This window comes from Bacillus sp. EKM202B (assembly GCF_011066025.1).
Lineage (GTDB): Bacteria > Bacillota > Bacilli > Bacillales > Bacillaceae_G > Bacillus_A > Bacillus_A toyonensis.
On record NZ_JAAMNK010000006.1, the window covers coordinates 193,169 to 210,749 of the forward strand.

Below are 17,581 nucleotides of genomic sequence, written 5' to 3' on the forward strand. Positions count from 1 at the left end.
AATAGAACTTATGTTCGTTTTTATAATATCATCGTTTTACATTTCATTCAACTATTTACTTCCCTATTTTCAAAATTATTTTGAAGGAAGCTCCATCTCTTGTTTTCTAAGTTCAATACGACGAATTTTTCCGGAAATCGTTTTTGGTAGTTCATCTACAAATTCAATTTTGCGAGGATATTTATATGGTGCAGTGAGTTCTTTCACATGTTGTTGGAGCACTGGAATTAATGTTTCTTCGTTCTTTTCTATATTCTCTCTTAATACGATAAATGCCTTCACGACACTCCCTCGAATTTCATCTGGACTTGCGACAACCGCACATTCTCTTACGTAAGGATGTTTTACAAGTGCATCTTCGACTTCGAACGGCCCAATTGTATAACCAGAGCTAATGATAATATCATCTCCGCGCCCTTCAAACCAGAAATAGCCGTCTTCATCTTTTTTCGCTTTATCACCCGTAATATAATAATCACCACGGAATTGCATCGCTGTACGCTCATCATCTTTATAATATTGCTTAAAGAGGGCTGGTGTTTCAATATGAACTGCAATATCGCCAACTTCTCCTACCTGCACTGGGATTCCTTCTTCATTAACGATATCAACATGGTTTCCTGGCGTTGGTTTCCCCATTGATCCCGGTCTAATATCCATCCCTTTCATTACGCCAACAAGTAATGTATTTTCCGTTTGCCCATAGCCATCTCTTACTGTAATATCAAAGTGCTTTTGGAACGTTTCAATGACTTCTCTATTTAACGGCTCACCTGCGGATACAGCGCTATGTAACGCTTCTAAATTGTACTCAGTCAAGTCTTCTACCTTTGCCATTAATCTATACTCAGTCGGTGTACAACAAAGCACATTCACCTTATTATCGTCTAATAAATTTAAATACGTTTTCGGTTCAAACTTACCGTTGTATACAAATCCTGTTGCCCCTGAACCGAGAGTTGCTAAAAACGGGCTCCAAATCCACTTTTGCCACCCTGGACTAGCCGTTGCCCATACAACATCATTCTCTTCAATTCCGAGCCAATTTGGAGCGCTCGTACGTAAATGAGCGTATGCCCATGCATGCGTATGAACAACACCTTTCGGGTTTCCTGTCGTCCCTGACGTATAAGATAAAAAGACCATATCTTCTTTATCTGTTTTCGCCATTTCTAACATGTCACTTTCTGTTTCTAATGCTGTTTTTAAATTGATCCATCCGTCTACTGACTGCTTGCTCAGAACGAACTTTTGAAGAGATTCCATCGCCCCTATGTTATCAAACTGTCCGATATATGGTTCATAACTTACAATCGCTTTTACTTCTCCGTGTCCAATGCGGTATTCAATATCTTTTTTACGCAACATTTCCGAACTCGGAATTACGACAAACCCTGCTTTAATCGCAGCGATATACGTCATGTAAGCTTCAATTAAACGCGGCATCATAATAAGGAGCTTGTCCCCTTTTTGTAAGCCACTTTTTATAAAAGCGTTTCCAATTTTATTTGCACCTTGCATTAATTCAAAATATGTAACTTCTCGTCTATTCCCTTTATCATCTTGCCAAATTAAAGCAAGCTTCTCTTTATCGTCTGTATATTTCTCTATTTCTGAAACTAAATTATAAGATGGTGGTGCCAACAATTCCTCTCTCTTCATAAACATCCTCCTTTTTCTTTATGCCTCCCTTATATAATAAAGAATTTTCAGTAAATTTTGAACCCTCTTCTTTTGACAATTTTTTTATACTTTTGTCGAAATGAATTTATACTAATAGGAACAACAAAAAGAAAGAGCGGGGAGAACCCGCTCTTTCTAAGCCATTGTATATGGAATTATTTTTGGAAACCGCCTAATTGTTGCTCAGCTAGTGAAACTAGACGTTTCGTAATTTCGCCACCAACAGAACCGTTAGCGCGAGATGTTGCATCCGCTCCAAGTTGAACACCAAACTCTTGAGCGATTTCGTATTTCATTTGGTCTAATGCTGATTCAGCACCAGGAACCGCTAATTTATTTGTGCTACGTGCCATGTTATATCACCTCCTTGTGAGTATAGAGTGTGATAAATAACATGACTTCATACACATTTTAGATATGGTAATTTATGGTTTTAGAAAAGTTCTTCGAATTTTTCTTCTTCCGCTACTACTTCTACCGTTTGTAATACCATTGTTTCTTTGTTTGCTACAGCTTCTTCGATTAATGGTGTGAAATCATATTTCGCTTCAAAACGATTCGCTTTTTCACGCTTCGGCTTCGTCGCTGGGCTTGCTGGTGTGAATACTGTACAGCAATCTTCGTATGGACGAATTGAGATATCATATGTGCCGATTTCTTCAGCGATTTTAATAATTTCTAATTTATCCATCGTAATAAGCGGACGAATAACAGGATAGTTTGTCACTTCATTAATCGTATGCATACTATCTAACGTTTGGCTCGCTACTTGTCCAAGACTTTCACCAGTCGTAATTGCAAGTGCATTACGCTCCTCTGCAATCTGCTCTGTAATACGCATCATCATACGACGCATTACTGTCATAGAATAACTAGATGGAATTTCTTTATTAATCGTTTTTTGCACTTCAGTAAATGGAACAAGGTGAAGTGTTACACGTTTACAGTATTTCGTTAACTCTTGTGCTAAATCGATTACTTTTTGTTTCGCACGCTCACTTGTGAAAGGTGGACTATGGAAGTGAACTGCCTCCACAGATACGCCGCGTTTCATCGTTAAGTACGCTGCTACGGGGCTATCAATACCACCAGAAAGAAGTACCATTACTTTTCCGCCAACGCCAACTGGTAAACCGCCAGCTCCCATGTGCTCACCACACATAATATAGCTGTAACCACTGCGAATTTCTACACGTACATTCACATCTGGATTATGGACGTCTACTGTGATATTCTCTGTATTTTCTAAAATGTGCCCGCCAATTTCTGGAAGTAACTCCATCGTCTTCATTGGGAAACGTTTATCAGAACGGTGCACTGTAATTTTAAATGTTTTCACATCATCTTTTACTTGTAAGAAAGCTGCTAATGCACCTTTTTTAATATCTTCTAATTCTGATGGTACTTTCATCGCTAAATTAAACTTATGAATACCAAATACATCTTTCAATCTTTCAGCAATCGCTTCATGGTCTTCGCCATTTAACTGAATGTACATACGGTCATGTGTTGCATCGATTTTAATGTTTGGGAATTTTTTCAGTTTGAACTTAACGTTATCTTTTAATGTGCTTACAAATTTAGAACGGTTCTTACCTTTTGTCGTCATTTCTCCGTAACGTACTAAAATATATTCATATGTCATCATATTTCTTTACCTCATCACTTCATATAATTTTGGCATTGTCTCTTTTACAATACCTTCAAATTGTTTTACTTCTTCCATCGTGTTGTCTGGTGCTAGACTAATACGAATAGCGCTTGCAGCAGCTGCATGCGGTACTCCCATTGACACTAACACTCTGCTCACTTCATTTGCTTTTGAAGAACAAGCAGACTTCGTTGATACATATACACCGTGTTCTTCTAAAGCATGAACGACCACTTCCGGTTTTAAACCGACAAACGACACATTTAAAATGTGTGGTGCTGCATATGCAAGCGACGTATTAATTGTTACATCTTCCATTTCTTTAAAGAAACGTACAAGCTCTGTTTGTAAACTTTGCAAATGAGCTATCTTTTCTTTCACTTGTTCCATTGTCATGCGAAGTGCTTTCACCATCGCTACAATGCCAGGTAAGTTCTCTGTACCAGAGCGATACTTAAGCTCTTGTTGACCACCTGATAAAATCGGATCTAATCTTACGCCATCACGCACGTAAAGAAGACCTGTTCCTTTTACACTGTGGAATTTATGTCCAGATATTGAGCAAAGGTCAATATGCGAAGCATATAAATTAAGCGGTACTTTTCCTATCCCTTGTACATGGTCCACATGGAATCTTATTTTCGGATAATTCGATAATAACGTTCCAATTTCAGCAACGGGCTGAATTGCTCCAGTTTCGTTGTTCACATGAATAATTGAAACAAGAATTGTATCTTCACGAAGCACTCGCTTCACATCCTCTACCGATACAACACCATGCTCGTTAACCGGTAAATATGTTACATCAAACCCGAGTTCTTCTAATTGCTTATATGCCTCAAACACAGACGCGTGTTCAATATTTGTTGTAATGATATGTTTGCCGCGCGAACGATTCCTCATCGCTATCCCTTTAATCGCAAGGTTATTCCCTTCCGTTCCACCCGATGTGAAAATAATTTCAGAAGGTTTTACGTGAAGAAGCTGCGCTGCAATCGTTCTTGATTGTGTTAATAGACGCTCTGCCTCTCCTCCAAGCGAATGAATAGAAGAAGGATTTCCAAAATATTTCCCAGCAACCGTTACGTACGATTGAAGGGCTTCTGGATATGGCTTCGTCGTCGCACTATTATCAAAATAGATCATCGTTCTTCCCCTTTCAGCGCTATCACATCATATAATCATATCATAAATACGTGTAATTACGCTAAGACTACACAAAGGTTCCGTTTTATCCCGATTGGTGAAGGCTAGTAATCAGTGAGGATGAATCCCCCCCACTGATTACAGTTTCACTTTATTTTGAAACGAATAACCTTACTGTATTCCGCTATTCATTATAGCAACATCGCCTTCAAAATTACACAAAAAAACAAACCCTTTATGAAAGGGTTTGTTCATTGTCTACATATTCAGCTATTTTTTGAACAACGCCAGGTTCAAGTTGCTCTAGTACAGAAGCCGCTTGTTCTAAAGCTGCATCGTATTGATATTCACGGAATAATTTCTCTGCATAATTTAAGCTTTCTGCAAGATTTTCATCATGACTGCGGTAACGGTTTCCGTATTGAATTAATTTTTCAACTAAATACGCTTGTCCAATTAACTCTTCTGTCATTTCAGCTACACCGTTAACAGTTGTGTATGCCTCTTCTAAACTGCTATTTACAGCATGCATATTTAACGGTTTTATTTCTAATTGCTCATATACAGCTTGCATTGCCATTTGCCCTCTTTGTAAATCTTCCATAATACTCACTGGAAGACCTGGCAAATTCGACTTTTGCATAAAGCGTTTCGTTTCAAAAATTGTATTGCGCATTTCCTGCAACTTCTCACGCGCTTCAAATTCTTCTTTACGCATCGTTTGTAGCATTTCTTTATATTCTGCATGAAGTACTTTTAAAGTTTCACATTGCTCATAAACCTCTTCTAGTTCCTCACGAATTATAGAGAATGCAATATCTTGTTCAGCAACGCGTAATTGCATCACTTCAAAACGTTTCATTAAAATGTGCATTTGCTTTTCAATTACTTTTTGAGACTCAATATCCTTATCTTGTAACTGATAGCTTTGTTTCACAAGTTGCGTTTCTGCTTTCGTTTCAATTGTTTCTTCACGAAGTTCTTCTAAATCTTCATAAACAGAAAGTGTTTTTTGCTCTACATAATGTCTCGCATGCACTTCTTGTTCTAGTTGATCATAAAAACCGTCTAAACGAGTTTTTAATTTTTCTACTTTTTCAGCCGCTTCCGTTATATGAAGCTCCTGTATATCCATTAAACATGTTTGTAGTTGTGTCGTCATATCGCGGACTTCTTTAGGGATTTCCAGGTAATCTAATACATAACCTTGTCTTACCATATCATTATGTCCGTGTAATAAATCTTCCAGTTGAACTGGTAACGTTGCTTGACACTCTACCAATAAATCTGGAATTTGGTGAATAATGATTTCTAAATTAGCTAAACCTTCTTCCAAACTAATAACAATTTCTCTCGCTTTTAAATAGTCGCCATTATTTGTTGCTTCTTCAAAACTATTAAATTTATTAGATTCGGCATCTAGCATCTCTTCAATTCTCTGCTCAGCTGCTCCATACATGTGTCGATGGGCAAGAACACTCTTTTTCATACTACGATATGTATCACGTAACCCTTCAATTTCCGAGCTATTTTTTTCATGGCTTTCTAACAGTTGCTGTAATTCATTTAAAATGTCTGTAATACGATTATCAGCGTCATCTAAACCACTTATGGATTCGTTCATCGCATGCTTTGCTTTGCGGAAGGAGAATTGCGAGGCGAATTTTCGCGCTTGCCCTAAATCTTTTTCAGCTTTTGGAAGAGTTGTTGATACGATTTCATCCCACTCTTCACGCCATTTACCAAACAGTTCTTCTGTTTGACCTGTCATGTTCAAATCTTTTACTCGCTTTAGTTCATCTGCCACAGGTTTATCTTTTATTTCTTGTTTCCACTGCTCCAGTGCTTCAATATCTTTATATGAACGATTTCTTATCACAAGCTCTATCATGAGCAGCACTAGAATAGAGCTTACTACAATGATAACGATCGTCAGGATAGAATCCATGCAAAAAAGCCTCCTAGTTATATCTCTTTTTTTGTCCGTTCCGTTTATGAAATGGAAGGCATTATGTATAAAAAGGGAATTCCCCTATATTTAACAACTAACAATGTACTAATCATACCATGTAATGACGTGTTTTTGACCTAGTTTTTTTTAAAATTTCATGTTTCTTTAAATGCAATTGTAATCTTTCTTAATCTTCCGCCCGCTTCACTACCTATCCTCAAATGATTGCCATAACGGGCACTCTTTCATATGAGATACGAAATAGATTTTGCGCATGAGTGGGGGTTCAACAGAAATCACATGCACATTCCCCTGCTTTACCGCTTGCTCCACTGACATTTCTGGAAGTAAAGTGATGCCAAGTCCAGCTCCGACCATCGCAAGCATCGGTTCTGCATAAGAAGTTTCAAACGCAATGATTGGTTTCGCACCTATACCTTGAAACATGTTCATAATCATTTTCCTTACATCACATATTTCTGGGTACACAATTAATTTCTCATGTTCCAAACCTTCCATTCGGATTATTGTTTTCTCTTTATAAGGATGATCATTTGAAACTACACAAACAATTTTTTCCTCCCGCATTTCTTTTATATATGTAGCGCCTTCTACTACTGAATCAATGAACATCGCTTCAATCTTCCGCTCTTTAAACAATTCCATTAATACTTTCGTATGCTCAATTTTCCATTCTATTTCGAATCCATCACCTAATATATCTTTGCATTTCGATATGTAATACGCCGCTAAACTTGGCAATATACCTATCGAAATTCTCCGTTTCTCTTGATACTTCTTCATCTCCGTTTTCACTTCATGTATTTGTTCCAAAATCGGTAACATTCTTGCTATAAATATCTCACCAGCCTCTGTTAACTCCACTCCTTGAGCAGAACGCTTGAGTAAAGTAACCTCTAAATCCGCTTCTAATCTTTGAATTTGTTTACTAAGCGCTGGTTGTGAAATATGTAAAAGCTTACTTGCCTTTGATAAACTGCGCGTATGCTTTACTTCCATAAACGATCGTACTGCCTCTAAATCCATCATATACACCTCTAACAAAAAGTTATAACTGTTATAAAAAATCGATATTTCCTTCTATAAATCATTACTCTTTATACTTATTTCATCAACTTACTATAACGAAATGTAAAGGAGAATGGTACTCTTGAACAAAAAACAAATGCTCTTCGGATCCCTCCTATGCTTACTTGCCGTAACTGCCTGGGGATTTATGTTTCCTGTAATGGCAAACGCCTTACAATTTATCGATCCGTTCTTTTTCACAACTATTCGCTACGGATCTGCAGCTATTATTTTTCTTATTTTGCTATTAATCACTGAAGGGACACATTCGCTCCGCTTAGAAAAACGAACACTTTCTTTATTTTTTTACGGAACAGTCGGTTTCGCTGGATATGGTTTTCTCGTTTTCTACGGACAACAACTTGCCGGACCTTCTGGAGCAATCCATGCAGCGATGATTCAGTCTCTCATGCCACTAATTGCCTTATCATTACAATGGATAACAAAAAATAAGCGTCCACAAAACTACACTTTTCTTTGTATGTTCGTTGCATTACTCGGTGTTATGCTTGTCATTTCAAAAGGAAATATTCACTTATTATTTGGAGCTGCAAGTCACTTATCTACGAATATATTGATGTTATGCGGCGTTACTTGCTGGGTCATTTATACAAATGGCGGTGCTCATTTTCAATCTTGGTCACCACTTCGATATACAACGTTAACTTGTTTGTTCGGTTCAATGTCACTCATCGTTATTGTCACTTTATTAACTTACACAAACGTCATTACTGTACCATCATTACGCACAATTGTGAGCGTTCGTTTTGAACTCTTTTATATGTCGATTATTGCAGGTGTTATCGCTGTGTTTTGCTGGAATATGGGGAATCGCTATATTTCATCTATTAACGGCATATTATTTATGAATTTAGTTCCTGTCCTTGCACTTATCGGTTCCATATTTCGAGGTTATACGGTCGACAAAATCGAAATTGCCGGAGCCTCATTAACAATTATTGCGCTATTATGTAACAATTTATGGCAAAGAAAAGAAACTACAAGAATCCCCACCTCGGTTCGTTAGGTGGGGATTCTTCACATATGAACAGCTCTTGGCCATTCCTGATACATATTCGTTTTACATAATGCTTGTTCCATCCATTGCTCAATTTCCTTCGTATACATTTCTAAGAAAAATGTTTCGGATGGAAAAGAATGCAATACTTCTGATATATACTGCGGATATAAAAACGGCATATTTATCATGCCTTTTAATTGCGTCATAAACATTGTAAAAGATACCTTTCGAAATTCTTTCTTCATTTGTCCTTCTCTAATGATTTGCTCGATATAATATCTTTCTTTAGAAAAATAAACGGTCATCACTTCACGAATTAATGTCGTATCAAGCGAAAGCTCTCTATAAAAAAAACGTGTCAGTTCCCTATTTTCAAATTGATATCGTAAAATCCCGCGCACCATTTGCACCATCACATCTTTAGCCGACAAATACTCTCTCTGTTCAAAGGACGTTTCAATCACATGAATATATCCTTCTAAAAAATCAGTAATAAGCTGCTCTAATAGGCCTTGCTTTCCAGCAAAATAGTATGAAATATTCGCTACATTCACATCCGCTCGCTTTGCAATGTCTCGCACTGATGTCCCGTCATAACCTTTCGTATTAAACAACGATATTGCCGCATCAATTACTTTTTGTTTCGTCTGCTTCATGCGCTCACTTCCTCTCACTGAACAGCTATAGTTTAAATTTCTTGACTTTTAAGACAAATTCCTTTAATTTTCTATCGACAAAGTCATGTGAAATACATCGTATTTTGCTAATATTTTACACATCTCGATAAAAAGGGAGTTGTTTCCATGTTTACAAAAGAAAGTTATGCAGGTTCTCGTGAAAAGCAGTATGAGACAGTAATTAAACAACTGGATGCATTATTAACTGGCGAATTAAACGTAGTCGCAAACTTATCAAATGCGTCCGCATTATTAAACCAATTTTTAGATCGCGTTAATTGGGTTGGCTTTTATGTAACAGAAGGAAATCAGCTCGTTCTCGGGCCATTCCAAGGAATGCCAGCATGCGTACGTATTCCATTTGGGCGCGGCGTTTGCGGCGTAGCAGCTGAAACGAAAACAACGCAACTTGTAGCGGACGTTCACCAATTCCCAGGACATATCGCTTGCGATAGTGCCTCTAATTCGGAAATCGTTGTACCGATTATAAAAGACGGAAATGTCATTGGTGTGCTGGATATTGATAGTCCTGAAAAAAATCGTTTCGATGAAGTAGATCAGCACTATTTAGAAAAGTTTGTGGAAACACTGTTAAAACATATATAAGAAAAAGAGTGAGTTATCGATTAAGTACGTAATGTACGAAACCGATAGCTCACTCTTTTTTATTGATTACTAACAGTAGATATTTTCTTTAACGCTTGCTCCAAATCAGAAATGATATCCTCCCACGATTCTAAACCGACAGATAAACGTATTAAATTATCGAAAATACCCATTTCTTTTCTTAGTTCCGCTGGAATCGCAGCATGCGTCATCGTTGCTGGATGCTGAATTAACGTTTCTGTATCACCTAAACTTACCGCGATCGTAATAAAGTGAAGGTCATTGATAAACGCTTGCGTTTCCTCTTTCCCGCCTTTGACAGAAAAAGAAATAACGCCACCGCCCCGTTTCATTTGGCGAGATGCTAACTCCCCTTCTGGGTACCAAACCCCTTCTACTACATCATGATTTTTTAGGAACGATACAATTTTTTCTGCATTATCACAATGACGATCCATTCTTACTGCTAACGTCTTTAATCCGCGTAATAATAACCACGCATCAAACGGCGCCATAATACCGCCGATATCTTTTCGCATCGGACGAATTTTTTCAGCTAACACTTTCGTTTTACAAATTGTTACACCCGCTACAACATCACCATGGCCACCAATATATTTTGTCGCACTATGCACAACTGCGTCACAACCAAGCTCAAGCGGTCTTTGTAAATAAGGTGAACAAAACGTATTATCAACAATGACGAGTAGGCCATTTCGCTTCGCAACTCGAATCACTTGTTTTAAATCGATTAATTTCATCGTTGGATTAATCGGTGTTTCAACGAAAATGAGCTTTGTATTTGGGCGAATCTTATTTTCAATATCAGTCTCTGTCTCCATATCACAAAACGAATGTGTAATCATAAATTTCTCTTCTAACACTTCTAAAAATCCGTACGTGCACCCATATAATCCGTTTGAACAAATAATATGATCTCCAGCTTTTAGAAAGCCAATTAACGTTGCTGAAATAGCTGCCATTCCGGATCCGAAAGCAAGTGCTTCTTCTCCCCCTTCTAACACAGCCATGCGCTCTTCAAATAATTTTACAGTCGGATTTCCAAGTCTTGAGTAAATATAAGACGGATCTACTCCCGCAAAACTCGCTTCTCCTTGCTGCGCAGTCTCAAATGTAAATGTAGACGTTTGAAATAACGGTGGTGTTAAACTTCCTTTATGTTCCTCAGATGTATAACCGTGATGAATTAACGCTGTCTCCATATGCTTCTTTTTCATAAAAACATCCCCTTTATGTTTTTATCCCGCATATTCACCATTAAAAAACTGATGAATGTTTTTACTACATTTTATGTAAGCGTTTCATTTGTGTTTCTATCTCTTCTTTTATATTGTTTTAAATTCCTTCTTATATTAATTTCCAAAATTTATATGCATAAAACAAAAACGTACTCGCTTGACGAAACTCTGGGTAAAAGATATAATAGCGTTTGTGTAAAATAAAAAGGCAGCCTTGTAATGTGAGTTTATCGTTTGTATTTTGTTCCTCTACGGAGGTGTATCTCGTAACTCCCTGCTGCTGGAGCGAAGGTACATGAAAACAAAATGCCCGTAAATATCGATTACGTCTGTTTTTATTTTACGTAAATAAAAACATTTTTAAAGGAGGAGTCAACTATGGCTCGTTATACAGGTCCAGCTTGGAAACTGTCTCGTCGTCTTGGAATCTCTCTAAGCGGCACAGGAAAAGAATTAGAAAAACGCCCTTACGCACCAGGTCCTCACGGTCCTAACCAACGTAAGAAACTTTCAGAATACGGTTTACAATTACAAGAGAAACAAAAACTTCGTCACATGTACGGCATGACTGAGCGTCAATTCCGTCGCACATTTGACCAAGCAGGTAAAATGCCTGGTAAGCACGGCGAAAACTTCATGATCCTTCTTGAAGCTCGTCTTGACAACTTAGTTTACCGTATGGGCTTAGCTCGCACTCGTCGTGCAGCTCGCCAATTAGTAAACCACGGTCACATCATGGTTGATGGCGCTCGCGTAGATATCCCATCTTACCGCGTTAAACCTGGTCAAACTATCAGCGTTCGCGAAAAATCTAACAGCCTTGTTGTTGTTAAAGAAGCGATCGAAGTTAACAATTTCGTACCAGAATACTTAACTTTCGATGCTGATAAATTAGAAGCTACTTACACTCGTCACGCTGAGCGTTCTGAGTTAGCAGCTGAAATCAACGAAGCATTAATCGTAGAGTTCTACTCTCGTTAATCTCGGTACTCTGCAAAGAGTAGTATTAAAAGCCTTAGGAACCTTGTTTATCAAGGGGCCTGGGCTTTTTTTATTTAGCATTAACAATGCAAAATAAGGCATAAAAAAGAATGTCCCTGGGGCCAAGTGGGGCTAGTTTGGGGCAAATAATTATAAGGCTGGCGTGTGTATAGAAATGGGTAAGTACAAAAAAAGCAGATGCTAAAAGGAGCTACTTATTTTGAAAGAAAACTTCATCAAAATTCCTCTTCATATACATGACTTTCAAACATTAAAATTGTTATTAGAAGAAATAGTACAAGACGAAATAGAATTGTTTGAAGGTTTTTCTAAATATACTTTACATATTTCATCTAAAGAATCTATGGCCACAATTAACATTAGAAGTGAGTATTTCCCAAAACCATATTTAGCAATTGCCGCTATAAGCATTACACCAAGTAATCAAGGAAAAGGAAGTATTATTCTTGATTGGTTTAAAACATTCGCAAAAGAAAAGGGCTTCGAGCGTTTAGTATTACAAGAAGTTATAACAGAAGAAGGTTACCACTTTGCATTAAAAAATAGGTTTACAAAAGCCAGTAATCTATATGAGGAAACATTCGGAGATCCAAGCAGTATTGATGGGGATTATGAACTATATTTAACGTAAAGAATAAAATAAAAGTGAACGAATATTTTTCATAATCGTTCACTTTTTTATTTGATGAATTATTTAATACCACCAGTTCTTTACTCCCCATTTCAGTTAGAATATGAATAGGTTCGCTTTGAGGTATATTAATACCTCTAATAAAATCATTGCAATGTAATATTTACAGTTATCTCCTTAAATCGGTATAATTTACTTATTAAAGGAGGGAGATTTTTGAGTTTAAATATGTATCTAGGGGAAGTACAGGCTCAAACTCAAAGTATGAATGCTTTCTGTACCGCTACTATTCAAGGTATGGAACAAGCTATTCAGTCGATTGATGCTTTTACAAGCGATACTGTTCTACAAGGGCAAACTTACGATAGCGCAAAAGCATTCTTTGCAGAAACTTTTCGTCCTTTGGCACAAGGAATCATTTATTTGTGTGAAGAACTAATTCGTCAGAATGATGCCTTTCCAAATCAATTTCAATCACAGGTCGCTTCGACAGATGTAATTGAACAAGAAATATTAGAACAAATTCGAGAAATTGACCGAATGAAGGCAAGTACAGAAGCACTCCATCAAACTATGCCAATTTCAGGCATGGACGCTATGGTAAATATCTTTGCTGTCATGAAACGGAAACTGCAAGAGAAGTTAGAACATCTATATGAATTTAATCGAACATCTAGCGATAACTATAGTACAGCAATTCAATTAGCCGCTAGTATTGCAACAGGTCTTGCAGAAGTCAAAAGTGGAAAAGGTTTTAGTCCTGCAAGTGGTACATTTAGTACACAAGGGTTGAATATGGAATGGGTGACTTCTATCCAAGCAATTACAGAAGATAGGAAGCGCCAGGCTGATAATTCAATTGAAGAAGGTGCAATGTGTGATAAACCAAAATCTGATTTAGAGAAAGCTTGGGATGGTCTTTATGATGGTGCAGGAAAAGGTGTTGGAGATGCTTGGGAAGGATTTAAAGCGTTAGGTGACGGTGAAACATGGTCAGACATGTGGGATGCTGTTGTCAATTATGATGAGACTCTTCCTGCTATGTGGAACGCTTTCTCAGATTCTTTTATGAATGACGTTTGGCATGGCGATGTTGAGAGTGGATTTCGTTGGGGTTCTTATCTTGTGACGTCAGTCGGTTTGGGGTTTCTTGGTGGAAAAGGCCTTGATAAAGCTTCTAAACTTGCTAGAGGAGCAAATATATATAGAGTAACTGAAGCCTTTCCACCACGTTTACAGCCTGCTCTTGCAGGTGGTGGTCTCACTGGTGAAGGAATATTAAGCACACTTCCACCATCAGGACATTGGGGAAATTATTTAAGTGGTTATCTCATGTTTGCTAGACCATCTTGGAGACAGTCAGAACTTGATGCCTTAAAAGATAACCCCAATTATCGAGAACAAGTTATTTTTAAAGATGGTCTAGAATTAGAGAAAAAAACCAAAGGTTCTTCTATTCCAGATTTATATTCTGATTCAGTTAAACATGCGATCGAAGTAAAAAATTACGATGTATCTACATCAGCCAAAAGAACTAGATTGGCATATGTTATAGGAAAACAAGTAGAAGCAAGATTAAAAAACTTACCTGAAGGAACTACACAGTCAATCATTGTTGATATTAGAGGACAAGAGATTAGTGCCACAGAGATTTTAGAATTGAAGAAAAAAATTCTTGATAAGACAAATGATCAAGTAACAATAGAAATTAAAAAACAGTAATATAAAGAGAGGGATTAAAAATGACAGTAGGATTTGGAGTAGATTGTATTTTTTATGAAGTTGGTCATCCAGATTTATTACACAGTTTTTTTTCAACGATGTCTTATCATGCAGAACCTGAAGGTTGGGGAACTAAGTATCCATTATTAATGAAGGATTTGTATTTTGACAAGTTAAGTTGGGACGATGTGAAAGAAGCACGAGAAAATTTAAAAGAGATTCAAAACATATTACAAAAGAAGAAACCTGATGAAGTAGTTTGGGATATTGAAGATTTAACAAAACGTCCACCTTGGGATAGTCAACCACTTCCACCACAAGTGATAAATTTAGCTACATATTATGCTACACCTAGAGGAGTTACCTACTTTGATTTATTATTTCATGCACTAGATGACGCACAAGAGGTAGAAATTGATGTAGTAATACGAAAAAGTATAGCGGATAAAACATCTTAACTTTTATTATTAAATCAATACAAACAAAAAAGAAGAACGTCTTTTAATGAGGGTAAACGTTCTTCTTTTTTATTGGTCTATGTAATTAGACATCAAAAATGTAATATTTACATTGCTTGCACATAAGTTGTAATTGCTGAACTTACATTAGGAGTTTTAATCACTTATGCTTCGAAGCTGAATAAAAAGAGATAATGAGTATTTGATAAAAGGTGAGATACCAAAAGACTATTTCAAAATCCATGAATAAGAAGGTGCAAATATGAAATTATACTTTAAAGATACTGAAATAGGTGAAATCAGAGACGTTTTTGTAGAAACACCATGGATGTATGGAACAATACATTTAAATGATAATAGTAAACCATTTCAGGAATATTTTCGTGAAATGGTAGATGAGGATAGTACATTTGATTTTGAAAGCATTAACCCTGAATTTCTCGACGATGAAAATTGGTCTATTTTTGATGAAAATGAGGGGAAATATATAGGAATTGACATTCCAGCAATACATATTGAAGATACAACCATTGCATGGCGCTGGAGATAAAAATCACACACAAAGAAGAACGCCTTATTATAAGGATTAACGTTCTTCTTTTTCATTTTGAATATGGATAAGTTCGCTTTAAAGCATATTAATACCTTTACCAAAACAAACAAGTTTTCAATCTTTTATAAATAATCTAATGGATAATTTCTATTCCAAATGAAAATTCCTATACATTATCTAACCTTACATATAAAAATTATGATACAATAATCAAACTGGAATATTAAACCAATTCATTTCAAAGGAGAGTAGATAATTATATGTCATTTAACGAAATTATTAATATAGCTAAAATCGTAGGTGCAGCTGTAGGAGTTTGGGGGATTATAAAAGGGTTCGGTTCATTTTACATGGAATCTTCCACTACCAATGAATTCGATCAATTATTTAAGGACAAAACTAAACGTAAGCAGATGGATATTTTTATGTTTTGGCAAGATATAGTCCTTGCTGCGATATGTGTATTTATTCTCCCTGCGCTTTATTTTAAAATTTTTATACCTAGTGTACCAATTGACTATTCTTTCATTTTAAAAACATTATATCAAGTGAGTGCACTCTTATTTTCTTTGATATTTTTAGTACTTTTAATAATAACAGCCACCCTCCCCTTCATTAAACCTAATAGAAATAGTCTATTTTGTAGAATTACTAGATATGTTGTCCTACTTAACATGATTAATTTTATGTTCATTTATTGGGTCCTTTTCAATATCAAAATTGATATTAATCTCTTTCAAACTTCAAAAAATACTTTTGTATTAATCGCTATCTTTATCCCATTATTTATGAGCTTCTTCTATCAATATTTAAATCAACAACTAAGAGATAGACATCAAACACAATATCTTGTAGAAAGCTTAAGCGAAGAAAAAATAAAAGAGTTACAATTAATACACAATTTTATTATCGATGATAAAAGAAGTGTATTCCACGAAAAGTACAAAGAAGAAGAGGGACCTTTTTATGTGTGTGATTTCTCATCAAAAGTATATTTAAAGTATTCAAAAATGAAATCTAGAAAATCCCATTCGAGTTAATCTAATTAACAAAAAAGCATCCAGTATAGGTGCTTTTCATTTATTTGAAAGGATAGCATTCATTTTTGTAGAAATATAAATTTTGTCAAACAAGAAGATGGAGGGAAATAAATGAATAGAAATAAGAAACAAGATCTAAAGGAAATAACAAAAGAAACAACAATAACAACCGTTCTTGAAGTTGGAAGTGATGCTGTAGCTGATTTCGCAAAAGAATCTGTTACCGGTCTTGTTGCAGAGTTGGCAATAGACGGAGTCGCATCATTAGTACCAGGTTTATCCGGAGTTTATGGAAGTCTTAAACGAGCAAAACTTGAAAGAAATATGCAAAGTTTTTCAGAAGATTTAGCTTCTAGAATTACTGAGCTTCAGACCAACTTAGAAAATAAAACAAGCGAGCAAAAGCAACAAATTGATAAATTATACGGATATGTAATGGATTATGTTATCGATGAGCAACAAGAAGATAAAATAAAATACATGGTAAATGGTTTTGTTAAATTAACAGAACACGAAGATGTGACTGAAGATTTTGTGTTGACTTATTATGATGTTTTAAAAGAACTAAGAATAGTCGATATTGCAGTATTAAGGCTATATAATTACTCCTACGATCAAGAACATCTAACTTTTGAAGATGTGATGAAACAACACGGATTAAGTTACGATCAATATGACTCTATCAGAAATAATCTCTTTAGATTAGGTATTCTCACTACAAAGACAGAGAAAAAGATTCTTGATGATTTAAAAAATCTTTTCCAATCTATAAAAGATATTCATGACTATTTGGAAAAACAAGCTAAAGGAAAAAGAACATCTAATTTAAAATTGAAAGGACTAAATTCAAATGACCGTTTCGAATTATCAAAATTCGGAAGGGATATAGTAGAATTCTTTTTTAATTTAGAAGAAACAAGCTAAATAGAGCATCCATTAGAGATGTTCGTCCTTAAATAAAAAACTATATAAGAATGATTTAAGAACACAAAAACAAAATAAACCTAAATTTTATAATATTCAATCATTCAAAGCTTATAAAAAATTCCCTACTTAACTATACAGAGGGAATTTTTTTATTAATGATAAAAT

General features: G+C 35.9%; 17 protein-coding genes. 9 read left to right on the forward strand and 8 right to left on the reverse strand.

All coding sequences use genetic code 11. The features are described 5' to 3' along the window. Positions 1 to 75 precede the first annotated feature (75 nt). From mbcS to G9F74_RS10625, 6 genes are all read right to left on the reverse strand, one after another. Complete coding sequence (mbcS, locus tag G9F74_RS10600; RefSeq protein WP_016109197.1) at positions 76 to 1,662, reverse strand: acyl-CoA synthetase MbcS; 1,587 nt, start codon at positions 1,660 to 1,662, stop codon at positions 76 to 78. A 176-nt stretch (positions 1,663 to 1,838) separates the two neighbouring features. Continuing rightward, positions 1,839 to 2,036, reverse strand: coding sequence for an alpha/beta-type small acid-soluble spore protein (locus G9F74_RS10605; RefSeq protein WP_000124490.1), 198 nt, complete (start codon positions 2,034 to 2,036; stop codon positions 1,839 to 1,841). An 80-nt stretch (positions 2,037 to 2,116) separates the two neighbouring features. Further along, complete coding sequence (gene thiI / locus G9F74_RS10610; protein WP_016109198.1) at positions 2,117 to 3,331, reverse strand: tRNA uracil 4-sulfurtransferase ThiI; 1,215 nt, start codon at positions 3,329 to 3,331, stop codon at positions 2,117 to 2,119. A gap of 6 nt (positions 3,332 to 3,337) precedes the next feature. Then, complete coding sequence (locus tag G9F74_RS10615; RefSeq protein ID WP_000638978.1) at positions 3,338 to 4,480, reverse strand: cysteine desulfurase family protein; 1,143 nt, start codon at positions 4,478 to 4,480, stop codon at positions 3,338 to 3,340. A gap of 235 nt (positions 4,481 to 4,715) precedes the next feature. Then, positions 4,716 to 6,428 carry a septation ring formation regulator EzrA gene (gene ezrA, locus G9F74_RS10620; protein ID WP_016109199.1) on the reverse strand — a complete coding sequence of 571 codons (1,713 nt, stop codon included), beginning with the start codon at positions 6,426 to 6,428 and terminating at the stop codon, positions 4,716 to 4,718. Positions 6,429 to 6,638: 210 nt separating this feature from the next. Further along, the gene (locus G9F74_RS10625) at positions 6,639 to 7,478 is read right to left on the reverse strand and encodes a LysR family transcriptional regulator (RefSeq protein ID WP_033668558.1); all 840 of its coding nucleotides are present in this window, start codon (positions 7,476 to 7,478) and stop codon (positions 6,639 to 6,641) included. A 124-nt stretch (positions 7,479 to 7,602) separates the two neighbouring features. Here G9F74_RS10625 and G9F74_RS10630 point away from each other — a divergent pair, with 124 nt between their 5' ends. Continuing rightward, positions 7,603 to 8,547 (forward strand): DMT family transporter, encoded by a 945-nt coding sequence (locus G9F74_RS10630; protein ID WP_016109201.1) that lies wholly within the window; start codon positions 7,603 to 7,605, stop codon positions 8,545 to 8,547. Positions 8,548 to 8,558: 11 nt separating this feature from the next. On the opposite strand, the gene refZ is transcribed toward G9F74_RS10630, so the two are convergent. Beyond that, complete coding sequence (gene refZ / locus G9F74_RS10635) at positions 8,559 to 9,197, reverse strand: forespore capture DNA-binding protein RefZ (protein ID WP_000814925.1); 639 nt, start codon at positions 9,195 to 9,197, stop codon at positions 8,559 to 8,561. Between the two features lie 147 nt (positions 9,198 to 9,344). Here refZ and G9F74_RS10640 point away from each other — a divergent pair, with 147 nt between their 5' ends. Beyond that, complete coding sequence (locus G9F74_RS10640; RefSeq protein WP_000494323.1) at positions 9,345 to 9,824, forward strand: GAF domain-containing protein; 480 nt, start codon at positions 9,345 to 9,347, stop codon at positions 9,822 to 9,824. Positions 9,825 to 9,883: 59 nt separating this feature from the next. Here G9F74_RS10640 and megL read toward each other — a convergent pair whose 3' ends face one another. Further along, positions 9,884 to 11,062 carry a methionine gamma-lyase gene (gene megL, locus G9F74_RS10645; protein WP_000726603.1) on the reverse strand — a complete coding sequence of 393 codons (1,179 nt, stop codon included), beginning with the start codon at positions 11,060 to 11,062 and terminating at the stop codon, positions 9,884 to 9,886. 399 nt (positions 11,063 to 11,461) lie between these two features. On the opposite strand from megL, the gene rpsD reads away from it, so the two are divergent. From rpsD to G9F74_RS10680, 7 genes are all read left to right on the forward strand, one after another. After that, positions 11,462 to 12,064, forward strand: coding sequence for a 30S ribosomal protein S4 (rpsD, locus tag G9F74_RS10650; protein WP_000135316.1), 603 nt, complete (start codon positions 11,462 to 11,464; stop codon positions 12,062 to 12,064). Positions 12,065 to 12,284: 220 nt separating this feature from the next. Beyond that, positions 12,285 to 12,716, forward strand: coding sequence for a GNAT family N-acetyltransferase (locus tag G9F74_RS10655; RefSeq protein ID WP_016109202.1), 432 nt, complete (start codon positions 12,285 to 12,287; stop codon positions 12,714 to 12,716). Positions 12,717 to 12,932: 216 nt separating this feature from the next. After that, positions 12,933 to 14,438: a T7SS effector LXG polymorphic toxin gene (locus tag G9F74_RS10660; RefSeq protein ID WP_016109203.1), complete on the forward strand. Its 1,506-nt coding sequence runs from the start codon at positions 12,933 to 12,935 to the stop codon at positions 14,436 to 14,438. A 20-nt stretch (positions 14,439 to 14,458) separates the two neighbouring features. After that, on the forward strand, positions 14,459 to 14,896 hold the full coding sequence (locus tag G9F74_RS10665) for an Imm70 family immunity protein (protein WP_016109204.1): 438 nt from the start codon (positions 14,459 to 14,461) through the stop codon (positions 14,894 to 14,896). 262 nt (positions 14,897 to 15,158) lie between these two features. Further along, positions 15,159 to 15,446, forward strand: coding sequence for a hypothetical protein (locus tag G9F74_RS10670; protein ID WP_016109205.1), 288 nt, complete (start codon positions 15,159 to 15,161; stop codon positions 15,444 to 15,446). Between the two features lie 263 nt (positions 15,447 to 15,709). Further along, positions 15,710 to 16,489: a hypothetical protein gene (locus G9F74_RS10675; protein WP_016109206.1), complete on the forward strand. Its 780-nt coding sequence runs from the start codon at positions 15,710 to 15,712 to the stop codon at positions 16,487 to 16,489. A 111-nt stretch (positions 16,490 to 16,600) separates the two neighbouring features. Beyond that, entirely contained in the window at positions 16,601 to 17,413 is an 813-nt protein-coding gene (locus tag G9F74_RS10680; RefSeq protein WP_016109207.1) for a hypothetical protein, read from the forward strand. The last annotated feature ends 168 nt before the right edge of the window (positions 17,414 to 17,581 follow it).

What these genes read in the sequence shown, in the direction of transcription:
- mbcS (WP_016109197.1), bottom strand. Translation starts at nt 1,662, where the DNA reads ATGAAGAGAGAGGAATTGTTGGCACCACCATCTTATAATTTAGTTTCA.
- G9F74_RS10605 (WP_000124490.1), bottom strand. Translation starts at nt 2,036, where the DNA reads ATGGCACGTAGCACAAATAAATTAGCGGTTCCTGGTGCTGAATCAGCA.
- thiI (WP_016109198.1), bottom strand. Translation starts at nt 3,331, where the DNA reads ATGATGACATATGAATATATTTTAGTACGTTACGGAGAAATGACGACA.
- G9F74_RS10615 (WP_000638978.1), bottom strand. Translation starts at nt 4,480, where the DNA reads ATGATCTATTTTGATAATAGTGCGACGACGAAGCCATATCCAGAAGCC.
- ezrA (WP_016109199.1), bottom strand. Translation starts at nt 6,428, where the DNA reads ATGGATTCTATCCTGACGATCGTTATCATTGTAGTAAGCTCTATTCTA.
- G9F74_RS10625 (WP_033668558.1), bottom strand. Translation starts at nt 7,478, where the DNA reads ATGGATTTAGAGGCAGTACGATCGTTTATGGAAGTAAAGCATACGCGC.
- refZ (WP_000814925.1), bottom strand. Translation starts at nt 9,197, where the DNA reads ATGAAGCAGACGAAACAAAAAGTAATTGATGCGGCAATATCGTTGTTT.
- G9F74_RS10640 (WP_000494323.1), top strand. Translation starts at nt 9,345, where the DNA reads ATGTTTACAAAAGAAAGTTATGCAGGTTCTCGTGAAAAGCAGTATGAG.
- megL (WP_000726603.1), bottom strand. Translation starts at nt 11,062, where the DNA reads ATGAAAAAGAAGCATATGGAGACAGCGTTAATTCATCACGGTTATACA.
- rpsD (WP_000135316.1), top strand. Translation starts at nt 11,462, where the DNA reads ATGGCTCGTTATACAGGTCCAGCTTGGAAACTGTCTCGTCGTCTTGGA.
- G9F74_RS10665 (WP_016109204.1), top strand. Translation starts at nt 14,459, where the DNA reads ATGACAGTAGGATTTGGAGTAGATTGTATTTTTTATGAAGTTGGTCAT.
- G9F74_RS10670 (WP_016109205.1), top strand. Translation starts at nt 15,159, where the DNA reads ATGAAATTATACTTTAAAGATACTGAAATAGGTGAAATCAGAGACGTT.
- G9F74_RS10675 (WP_016109206.1), top strand. Translation starts at nt 15,710, where the DNA reads ATGTCATTTAACGAAATTATTAATATAGCTAAAATCGTAGGTGCAGCT.
- G9F74_RS10680 (WP_016109207.1), top strand. Translation starts at nt 16,601, where the DNA reads ATGAATAGAAATAAGAAACAAGATCTAAAGGAAATAACAAAAGAAACA.